Origin of the sequence: Paraburkholderia sp. SG-MS1 (assembly GCF_012275575.1) — a bacterium.
Lineage (GTDB): Bacteria > Pseudomonadota > Gammaproteobacteria > Burkholderiales > Burkholderiaceae > Paraburkholderia.
In genome coordinates this window covers 1-10,674 of sequence record NZ_NPIH01000034.1, presented here as the reverse complement: position 1 = coordinate 10,674, position 10,674 = coordinate 1, and the positions used below count along the sequence as shown (strand labels likewise).

The 10,674-nt window shown below is 63.0% G+C and carries 9 protein-coding genes and 1 other RNA gene; 8 read left to right on the top strand and 2 right to left on the bottom strand.

Translation table 11 applies throughout. The features are described 5' to 3' along the window. Together dnaX and ffs are read right to left on the bottom strand one after the other, a co-directional pair. The coding region (gene dnaX / locus CIC12_RS02840) for a DNA polymerase III subunit gamma/tau (RefSeq protein WP_168661977.1) at positions 1-931 on the bottom strand (931 nt) is incomplete at its 3' end. Between the two features lie 240 nt (positions 932-1,171). Continuing rightward, positions 1,172-1,270, bottom strand: an RNA gene (gene ffs / locus CIC12_RS02835) — signal recognition particle sRNA small type. A 442-nt stretch (positions 1,271-1,712) separates the two neighbouring features. Between ffs and trxA the strand changes: the two genes are divergently transcribed. The 8 genes from trxA to CIC12_RS02795 form a co-directional block, all read left to right on the top strand. Next, a complete protein-coding gene (gene trxA, locus CIC12_RS02830) occupies positions 1,713-2,039 on the top strand; it encodes a thioredoxin TrxA (RefSeq protein ID WP_006048864.1) in 327 nt (108 codons plus the stop codon). Between the two features lie 241 nt (positions 2,040-2,280). Beyond that, positions 2,281-3,549 (top strand): transcription termination factor Rho, encoded by a 1,269-nt coding sequence (rho, locus tag CIC12_RS02825; RefSeq protein ID WP_006048863.1) that lies wholly within the window; start codon positions 2,281-2,283, stop codon positions 3,547-3,549. Positions 3,550-3,729: 180 nt separating this feature from the next. Next, positions 3,730-4,266 (top strand): MerR family transcriptional regulator, encoded by a 537-nt coding sequence (locus CIC12_RS02820; RefSeq protein WP_168661976.1) that lies wholly within the window; start codon positions 3,730-3,732, stop codon positions 4,264-4,266. Further along, positions 4,263-5,819 (top strand): MFS transporter, encoded by a 1,557-nt coding sequence (locus CIC12_RS02815; protein ID WP_168661973.1) that lies wholly within the window; start codon positions 4,263-4,265, stop codon positions 5,817-5,819. The genes CIC12_RS02820 and CIC12_RS02815 overlap by 4 nt, the downstream gene beginning before the upstream one ends. Positions 5,820-5,834: 15 nt before the next feature. Next, a complete protein-coding gene (locus CIC12_RS02810; protein WP_168661971.1) occupies positions 5,835-6,668 on the top strand; it encodes a M90 family metallopeptidase in 834 nt (277 codons plus the stop codon). 292 nt (positions 6,669-6,960) lie between these two features. Then, positions 6,961-7,227, top strand: a complete 267-nt coding sequence (locus CIC12_RS02805) for a type B 50S ribosomal protein L31 (RefSeq protein WP_168661969.1) — start codon at positions 6,961-6,963, stop codon at positions 7,225-7,227. Between the two features lie 352 nt (positions 7,228-7,579). Next, entirely contained in the window at positions 7,580-9,337 is a 1,758-nt protein-coding gene (locus tag CIC12_RS02800) for an ArnT family glycosyltransferase (RefSeq protein ID WP_168661967.1), read from the top strand. A gap of 2 nt (positions 9,338-9,339) precedes the next feature. Further along, positions 9,340-10,674: MATE family efflux transporter (locus tag CIC12_RS02795; RefSeq protein ID WP_168661965.1), on the top strand; the 1,335-nt coding region annotated here is incomplete at its 3' end.

Here is a 10,674-nt window from a genome sequence, read left to right as displayed (position 1 = left end):
CGCCGGCCTCGGGCCACTCGTCCAGCACCGACGAAGGCGCGAACTGCGCCCACGCGATCCGATGCAGCAAGCTCGCCAGATCCTGCAAGGCCGTCGAAAACGATAGGCTGCGCAATGCCATCTCGTCGGCGACCGCCAGCACCGCCGCGCCGTCGCCGTCCGCGAGCGCGTCGAGCAAGCGGATCAGATAGCTCTGATCGAGCGCGCCGAGCATGCCGCGCACCGCGTCTTCATTCACCTGATTGGCGGAGTAGGCGATCGCCTGATCGGTCAGCGACAACGCATCGCGCATCGAACCATCGGCGGCACGCGCCAGCAGGCGCAGCGCCTGGGCGTCGTACGGCACTTTCTCCTCGCCGAGAATGTGCTCGAGATGCGAGACGATATGACCCGCGGGCATCTGCTTCAGGTTGAACTGCAGACAGCGCGAGAGCACCGTGACCGGAATTTTCTGGGGATCGGTGGTGGCGAGGATGAACTTGACGTGTGACGGCGGCTCTTCCAGAGTCTTCAGCATCGCGTTGAAGGCGTGGTTGGTGAGCATGTGCACTTCGTCGATCATGTAGACCTTGAAGCGCGCGTCGACCGGCGCATACACAGCACGCTCCAGCAGCGCCGCCATTTCGTCGACACCGCGATTGCTCGCCGCGTCCATCTCCACATAATCGACAAAGCGCCCCTCGTCGATCTCACGGCATGCACGACATACGCCGCACGGAGTGGAAGTCACACCGGTTTCGCAATTCAGCGCCTTGGCGAAGATACGCGACAGCGTGGTCTTGCCGACGCCGCGCGTGCCGGTGAACAGATAGGCATGGTGCAGACGGCCGCCGTCGAGCGCATGCGTGAGCGCGCGCACCACGTGCTCCTGTCCGACGAGCGACGCGAAATCCTTCGGCCGCCATTTGCGTGCGAGAACTTGATAGGTCATCCGGAAATTGTATCAGTAACGATGCCGCTCAAAACCAGCACATGAGGGCGTCCCGCCGCTTGATTGAAACCGGCTACCGAACCGATAGGAAAAAATAGATGGAGCGCGCGCAGGACAATGGCGACGCGACCGCATACACCTAAAATGGCGATGCCAAGGGTAAATCACAAGTTTGAAGACGGTGCGGAGAAACCCGCGGAGACACAAACAGAAGAAACAGACAGATGCAAGAAAAAGGAAGGTGACGAGCCCGACCCTCGGCACTGGTGGAAAACGGCTGTGGCTGCTTCGTTCCCGACCTGACCAGGTTGACCATCCCTCCATGCGAGGAGGCCCGTCACGAAACATTCTATCACCGCTTGGCCGATCGCGCGACTGTTAATACGAGCAAAGCGACCTCGAGGCGCGAATCAAGCTCTTCGGTTCATATAGCAGCCGCCCGGCGCGAGCGTCTGCGGAGGCACTTGAGTTCGCCGCGCCAGCCACCAGATACAGTGCGTTGCAGTGACTGGGACGTCGCGGCACTTCACCGGCAGCCGTTGGCCCCACTGCCCCTGATGAGTACTATCGCCCCCGGCAACGCATAGCGAATTAAGCTAAACTGCCGTACGGATGACCCGCATGCGCGTGCCTTGCGCACATGTCAGGAGAAGGCATCATGTTTTTCCGGGCGTGTCAGCAAGGTTCCGCATGCGGCAAAGCGAACAGAAGTTTCCTTAGGTTTTGACGTATCGTGGCGAGCAATTCAGGCGGGCCTCGAACCGATAGAGGTATTCATACAATGAGCGAACAAATCAAGCATATTAGCGACGCATCGTTCGAACAGGACGTCGTGAAATCCGACAAACCCGTGCTGCTCGATTTCTGGGCCGAATGGTGCGGTCCGTGCAAGATGATCGCGCCGATCCTCGACGAAGTCGCAAAGGATTACGCTGATCGCCTGCAAATCGCCAAGATCAATGTCGACGAGCATCAATCGACGCCGGTCAAGTTTGGCGTGCGCGGTATCCCCACGCTGATCCTGTTCAAGAACGGCGCGGTCGCCGCGCAGAAGGTCGGCGCATTGTCGAAGTCGCAGCTCACCGCGTTCCTCGACGGCAATCTGTAAAGCAAGCGGCGCATAGCGGCGCGCCCGCAGTCCGCTTGACGGGCGAGCGCGTCGAGATGAGCGTGTTGTCAGCCGGCAACACGCTCGACAAGAAAGATGCCATCACGCCGCACTGGCGGAAATTGGCGTGTGCTATGCTAGAATCCGCAAAACGTCGAAAAGACGTGTAAGTCCTTGAGCGGTTCCGCTCACTCTCCTCCCAGATTCCATTTCGTCGCACCTTCTCCTGCGGGTTCTCCGTATGCATTTATCCGAGCTTAAGACTCTGCACGTGTCCGAATTGATCGAGATGGCCAACGGCCTCGAGATCGAAAGTGCGAACCGCCTGCGCAAGCAGGAACTGATGTTCGCCATTCTAAAAAAACGAGCCAAAACGGGCGACACGATTTTCGGCGACGGCACGCTCGAAGTGCTGCCGGACGGCTTCGGCTTCCTGCGTTCGCCGGAAACCTCATACCTCGCCAGCACGGATGATATTTACATCAGCCCGTCGCAAATCCGCCGCTTCAACCTGCATACGGGCGACACGATCGAAGGCGAAGTGCGTACGCCGAAAGACGGCGAACGCTATTTCGCGCTGGTGAAGGTGGACAAGGTCAACGGCCAGCCGCCGGAAGCCTCGAAGCACAAGATCATGTTCGAAAACCTGACGCCGCTGCACCCGAACAAGGTGCTGCTGCTCGAGCGCGAAATGCGCGGCGAGGAAAACGTCACGGGCCGCATCATCGACATGATCGCGCCGATCGGCAAAGGCCAGCGTGGCCTGCTGGTGGCCTCGCCGAAGTCCGGCAAGACCGTGATGCTTCAGCACATCGCCCATGCGATCAAGCAGAACCATCCCGACGTCGTGCTGTTCGTGCTGCTGATCGACGAACGCCCTGAAGAAGTGACCGAAATGCAGCGTTCGGTGGCCGGGGAGGTGATCGCGTCCACGTTCGACGAACCCGCTGCGCGTCACGTGCAGGTCGCCGAAATGGTGATCGAAAAAGCCAAGCGCCTCGTCGAAATGAAGAACGACGTGGTGATTCTGCTTGACTCGATCACGCGTCTCGCGCGCGCCTACAACACCGTCGTGCCGGCCTCGGGCAAGGTGCTGACGGGTGGTGTCGACGCCAACGCGCTACAACGTCCGAAACGCTTCTTCGGTGCGGCGCGCAATATCGAGGAAGGCGGCTCGCTCACCATCATCGGTACGGCGCTGATCGAAACCGGCAGCCGCATGGACGACGTGATCTACGAAGAATTCAAGGGCACCGGCAACATGGAAGTGCACCTGGAGCGCCGTCTTGCCGAGAAGCGCGTCTACCCGTCGATCAACCTGAACAAGTCCGGCACGCGCCGTGAAGAACTGCTGATCAAGCCCGAAGTCCTGCAAAAGATCTGGGTGCTCCGCAAGTTCATTCACGACATGGACGAAGTCGAGTCGATGGAATTCCTGCTCGACAAGATCCGCCAGACGAAGAGCAACTCCGAGTTCTTCGACATGATGCGTCGCGGTGGCGGCAGCTAAGGCCTCGCGCCGGCATAGCTATATCGGCCGTCCTGCATGAAAAAACCGCTCGTCGATGACGAGCGGTTTTTTTTTCGTCCGCAGAGTTTGCGCCCCTGGCCCCGCCCGCGTACACAACATGAACGTGAACGTGCACGTTGGAGTACAATGCGGCCAGTCCGCCCTACCTGTCCATTACTCATGTCGAAGGACTCACCCGCCCTGCTGACCGTGCGCGACGCAGCCGAACGACTCGGCGTCACGCCACGTACGCTGAAGTACTACGAGGAACGCGGCCTCGTCTCGCCCACCCGCAGCGAAGGCCGCTACCGGCTGTACGACGAAGAGGATCTGAAGCGCTTCGGCCGCATCCTCCGTTTGCGCTCGCTCGGCTTTTCGCTGCAGGGCATCACCGAAATGCTCAAACGTCCGCTTGAGGCGGTCGATGGCGGCCATCGCTTCTCGACCGAATCGCTGCAGCAGATTCGCGACGCCATAGCACAGCAGGTCGAAGCGCTCGACGCTCATATCGAAACGATGCGCCGCGAACTCAGGGAAGCGCAGAAGCAGCGCGCCGAACTGAGCCCCGACCTCGACTATCTCGAACGACGCCTCGCCGGCGAGAACGCAGACGCGTTGCTCGAGCAACGCCGCAACGCGCTGGGCAAAGCGGCCGGCGCATCGTCCGCCAGACGCACCAGGAAATCACGCACGTCGGCGGCGGACGAATCGTCATGAACGCCACGTCCTCCCGCGTCGCGCTGTTCAGCGTCGAAAAGCTGCGCGGCGATTTTTTCCCATGGGTGCTGGCGGTCGTGACCGGCCTCGACTATTTCGACAACGCGATCTTTTCGTTTTTCACCAGCTACATCGCCGGCGGCATCAACGCATCGCCTGACGAACTGGTGTGGGCCTCGAGCGCCTATGCGGTGGCCGCCGTGCTCGGCATCCTTCAGCAGCAATGGTGGGTCGAGCGCGTCGGCTACCGGCGCTACGTGGCCGGCTGCATGTTGCTCTATTCCGCCGGCGCGGTGGCCGCCGCACTCTGCGAATCGTCGATCGAGCTCGCGTTGGCGCGCGGTTTTCAAGGCTACTTCATCGGTCCGATGATGGGCACCTGCCGCATCCTGATCCAGATGAGTTTCACGCCACAGCGGCGGCCGGCGGCCACGCGCGCGTTTCTTGTGCTGATCGTGTTGAGCAGCGCGCTCGCCCCGTTGGTCGGCGGCCAACTGGTCGCGCATTTCGACTGGCGCGCGTTATTCGCGTCCACGGCGCCCGTGGGTGTGCTGTTTGCGGTGCTGGCCCTGCTCGCGTTGCCGGACTCGGGCAACCGCCTGCCCGAAGAGCGCGGGGCGGCGCATTTCTGGCCGTATCTGATTTTCGCGTTCGCCCAGGGCGCGCTGCAGATCGTGATGCAACAGGTGCGCTTCCAGTTGTTCAGCGCATCGCCCGGGTTGATCCTGCTGACGGTCGCCGGCCTTGTCGCGCTGGGCTGGTTCGTCTATCAGCAGTGGCACCATCCCGCGCCGCTGATGCGCCTGCATGCGCTGCGCGAAAAGGTCTTCCAGGCCGGGCTCGTGCTGTACGTGTTCTACTACTACATCTCAACGGTATTCAGCTATCTGATCTCGCGCTTTCTCGAAAGCGGCCTCGGCTTTCCAGTCGAGAACACCGGGCGGCTGGTCGGCACGACGTCGCTGATTTCCGCGAGCGCGCTGTTCGTCTATCTGCGTTATGCGAAGCTGCTTCCGCGCAAAAAGTGGATCATCGTGCCGGGCTTCGCGGTGGCCGCCTTCGCCGCCGCGTGGATGACGCGCATGTCGCCCGGTGTCGGCGAAGCGGCGCTGATCGTGCCGCTGCTGCTGCGCGGACTGTTGCTGCTGTTCATCGTGTTACCGGTCGCCAATCTGACCTTCAGAATATTTGCGATCGAAGAATTCACCCATGGCTACCGGCTGAAGAACATCGTGCGGCAGCTGACGATCTCCTTGGCCACGGCCTCGGTGATCATTGTCGAACAGCATCGGCAGGCATTGCATCAAACTCGCCTCGCGGAGTTCGTGAATCCGTACAATCCAGTGTTCCAGAACTCGCTCACCGCGCTGACGAATAGTCTCGCCGCCGCGGGCCGTACCGCGTCCGACGCGCACTCGCTGGCGATCGCCGAGATCAGCCGGTCAGTCGCGCAGCAGGCAAGCTTTCTGGCCTCGCTGGACGGCTTCTATTTTCTGATCGGCGTAGCGATATGCGGCGGCCTTTTCGCCGCGTGGCAAAAACAGATCGACTAAAGGTTGCATCGGGCCATGCTCTCGAAACTCACTCAATGGTTGGGCACGCGTCGCCGCGACCGCGCGCTGCGGGACTACGCGATCGACGATGCGCTGTGGCAAGCCACGCTCGACGGCCTGCCGTTTCTCGCGTACCTCGACGCCCCGGACCTCGCGCGTCTGCGCGAACTGACCAGCCTGTTCATCGCGCAGAAGGAATTCTCGACCGCGCACGAGCTGGAGCTGACCGACGCGATGACCGTGGCGATCGCCGCGCAAGCGTGTCTGCCGGTGCTGAACCTGAGTCTCGATCTGTACCGGGGGTGGGTCGGCGTGATCGTCTACCCGGGCGAATTCGTGATCCGCAAGACGGTCGAGGACGAAGACGGCGTCGTGCACGAGGTCGAACACGACGCGAGCGGCGAAGCGTGGGAAGGCGGCCCGGTGGTGCTGTCGTGGGAAGACGCGCAGATCACCGAGGGGCCGGACGCCTACAACGTCGTGATCCACGAATTCGCGCACAAGATCGACATGCTCAACGGCGAGGCGGACGGCCACCCGCCGCTCATGCGCCGCTGGCACGCGCCGCTCGATTCGCAAGCCTGGGGCGACGTGTTCGACCACGCGTACGACCACTTCTGCGCACGGGTCGACGCGGTGCCGGAGCGTCGCTGGGCGCGTTTCGAACGCGATTCGCTGATCGATCCGTATGCCGCGGACCATCCGTCGGAATTCTTTGCCGTGTGCAGCGAGGCGCTATTCGTGCAGCCGCACGCGTTCGAGGCGGAGTATCCGGAGTTATACCGGTTGCTGTCGCGCTTTTACCGGCAGGATCCGGCGCGCGTCGGGTTGGGCTTCGCGCCGGCCTGATGCTGACGCGCGGGGAGCGCCCGAGGTCCGGCACCTGCAGGTGAAGGCGCTGCGCGCCGAATTTCCGGCACCGTGCGGCCCCGGGCGGCGCACCGCCCCGCCCTGGACCGCCAGCGCCGGTTAAGGCCAAGGCCGGCAGCTGCCGAAAAGCTGGCAGAAAAGTCGTCAAGCGACTGATTTTCTGGCATAATCGCCGTTTTTCGACCATAGGCAAGTGGCTCGCGCCTAGATGCGTTCCGCGCTCATTGCGGCCCGCACGCGGGTTGGCTACCGCCAGATTAAAGGAAAGATCATGAAAGAAGGCATTCACCCGAATTACCGCGAAGTCCTGTTCGTCGATATGTCGAACGACTTCAAGTTCGTGACGCGCTCGACCATCCAGACGCGTGAAACCGCCGAATTCAACGGCAACACCTACCCGCTCGCCAAGATCGAAGTGTCGTCGGAATCGCATCCGTTCTACACCGGCCAACAAAAGATCATGGACACGGCAGGCCGCGTCGAGAAGTTCAACAAGAAGTTCGGCACGCGCGCGACCGGCAAGGCAGCAGCGAAGTAATATCCGCGTCGTCGTCGGCTCTGGCCGACAGCGAAGCAGCGAAAAAGGGCAGCGTGAGCTGCCCTTTTTTGTCGCCTCGACCGGTGCATTGGGTCCGCGCCCGCTTTGAATTCCAGCGCGAAGCTGCGTCGGTCGCTTCGTGCGTCAGCAGCGCTGGCCTGGGCACGGATCCACCCTCCGGTGCTTGCCTGCGGTGCCGTGTTACAGCATTCGCCACGACGTTGCGGGCCGTTACCGGTCGTGACGCGCATCGCACGGCACGACTACAATGCCGGATGCTCCAGAAGGGCCATACCGGCCGGACCCGCCGTCCGGTCCTGGCCGCACCGCTTATCCAATTTCCACACACCGCATGAGACCTGTCGTTCGCCTCACTGCCTCCGCGACCAGCGCGCTGCCGCGCTGGCTGCTGCTAGCCATCTGTATCGTCTACGCGTCGTTTGGACTATTCGGCCGCGATCCGTGGAAGAACGAGGACGCAGCCGGCTTCGGTGTCATGTGGACGATGGCGAACGGCGGCGCACACGACTGGCTGCTGCCGAATCTGGTCGGCAAATACCTGACCGAAGACGGGCCGCTCGGCTACTGGCTCGGCGCCAGTGCGATCCGCGTGCTCTCGCCGTGGGTCGATGCGAGCAACGCTTCGCGCGTGTTCACGGGTCTGCTGTTCTGCGCGGGCTGTGCGTTCGTCTGGTATGCCGCCTATCTGCTCGGCCGGCGCGCCGAAGTGCAGCCGTTCAAGTACGCGTTCGGCGGCGAGCCTGAACCCCGCGACTATGGCCGCACGCTCGCCGACGGTGCGCTGCTGATCCTGCTCGCCTGCTTCGGGCTCGCCGAACGCGGCCACGAGACCACGCCGCAACTCGCGCAGTTCGTCTGTATCGCGATGCTCGTGTACGGCCTCGTGCGAATGATCGACAAGCCGATTCAAGGCGCGGCCATCTGGGGCCTCGCAATCGGTCTCGTCACATTGGCAAGCAGCCCTGTGCTGGTCGGCGCGCTGCTGCTCGGCACACTGGCGATGACCCTGATCGTGCGCGAAACACGCTGCCGCTGGCTGCTGCTGGCCGGTTTGCCGATTGCGCTCGTGGTGGCGATATCGTGGCCGATCGCGGCGCTCGCCGCCTTCCCGGACGACGCCGTCTGGTATCTGAATCAATGGCTGCACGTCAGCCTGAGTTCGTTCGCCGGCCCGCCCGGCTCGGTCGCCGCGTACGCGCTGAAAAACCTGCCGCTTTTCACGTGGCCGGCGTGGCCGCTCGCGGTATGGTCGTGGTTCAGTTGGAAGGGTCTGCGGCGCGGGCCGCACGTGGCGATTCCGCTGTCGGTGATCGGGCCGCTGCTCGTGCTGGTGATCCTGCAGAGCCACCAGTCGAACCGGCTCTACATGCTGTTGCTGCCGCCGCTCGCGGTATTGGCCACATTTGCGCTGCCCACGCTCAAACGTGGCGCGATCAATGCAATCGACTGGTTCGCGCTGCTGAGCTTCACGATTCTCGGCAGTTTCGTCTGGCTGGTGTATCTGGCCGGGCTGACCGGTTTCCCGCATCCGCTCGCGCGCAACCTCGCGCGTCTCGCGCCGGGCTTCGCGCCGCAGTTCAAGATCCTGTCGTTCGTGTGCGCGGTCGCCGTGACCCTGTGCTGGTTCATGCTGGTGCGCTGGCGTCTCGCGCGTCATCCGAAGGTCCTGTGGCGCAGCGTGGTGCTCTCGAGCGCCGGCACGACGCTGATGTGGGTGCTGCTGATGACGCTGTGGCTGCCGGTCGTCAACTACAGCCGGACCTACAAGGACGTCGCGCAACAGATCGCGAGCCATCTGCCGGAGGACTACACCTGCATCTCGCCGGTGCGGCTCGGTAATGCGCAGATCGCGACCTTCGCCTATTTCGGCGACATGCACTTCTCGTTCGACCAGGACTGCGACGTGATCCTGCGCCAGGACTCGCAGGAATACGGCGACCCGAGCGCGCTGCCCGACTACATCTGGAAGCTGGTGTGGGAAGGCCGCCGCGTGGCCGACCGCGACGAACGCTTCCGCCTGTACGTGCGCATCGACCGGCCGAAGCCGCCGGTTGTCAAACGCCGCAGCTGGCACAAGAAGCTCGACTGACCATGTTCGCCGACGTACGGAAAATTGCCGCGCTGGCATGGCCCGTATTGATCGGCCAACTGGCGATCATCGCGTTCGGCGTGATCGATACGGCGATGGTCGGCCGCTACTCGGCGATCGATCTGGCCGCGCTCGGTCTCGGCTCGTCGATCTATATCTCCGTCTACATCGGGCTAACCGGCATTCTGACCGCGCTGCAGCCGATCGCCGCGCAACTGTATGGCGCGCGCCGCTATGGCGAGATCGGCGAGGAAGTGCGTCAGTCCTTGTGGCTCGCGCTCGCGCTGACCGCCATCGGCTTCCTGATTCTGTTTTTCCCCGGGCCGGTGCTGCATCTCGCGCGCGTGCCCGACGCGCTGCATGAACGCACGGTCGCCTATCTGCGGATTCTGGCCTTCGGCTTGCCGGCGGGCCTCGCATTTCGCGTCTACAGTTCGATCACCAATGCGGTCGGCCGACCGCGGCTCGTGATGATCCTGCAGATCGGCGCGCTGCTGCTCAAGTTTCCGCTCAATACATGGTTCATCTTCGGTGGGCTCGGCGTGCCGGCGCTCGGCGGGCCGGGGTGCGCGCTCGCCAGCACGACGATCAACTGGGGCCTGGCGGTGCTCGGCATGGTGCTGCTCACGCGCGTCGACGTGTTCAGGCCGTTCGCGATCTTCGCGCACTTCTGTTGGCCGGTCTGGCGGCGTCAGACAGCGCAGTTACGGCTGGGCATTCCGATGGGCCTGTCGTATCTGATCGAGGTCACGTCCTACACGTTCATGGCGCTCTTCATCGCCCGCTTCGGCACGACGACGCTCGCGGGTCATCAGATCGCCGGCAACATCGGCGCGGTGCTGTACATGACGCCGCTGTCGATCGGCATCGCTTCGTCGACGCTGGTCGCGCAGGCGCTCGGCGCGCATCGGCCGGAAGCGGCGCGCACGCTGTCGCGGCACGGCATCATGATGGCGGTCGCGATCGCCTGTTGTTACGGTGCGATCGTGCTGGTGCTGCGGCCGTACATCATCGAAGGTTATACGCCGAATGCGCAGGTCGTGGCCGCCGCGCTGCCGCTCGTGCTGATCGTCGTGTGCTACCACCTGTTCGATGCGTTGCAGATCACCACCGCGTTCGTTCTGCGCGCGTACAAGGTGGCGGTCGTGCCGACCGTCATCTATGCGGTTGCGTTGTGGGGCGTGGGACTGGGTGGCGGATATCTGCTTGGCTTCAACGTAAGTGGCGTCACGCCGGAATGGCTGACCGGCGCGCGGGGGTTCTGGGCCGCGAATACCGCGAGTCTTGCGATTGCCGGTTTTGGCTTGCTGGCGTACTGGCGGGTGGTGAGCAAGCGG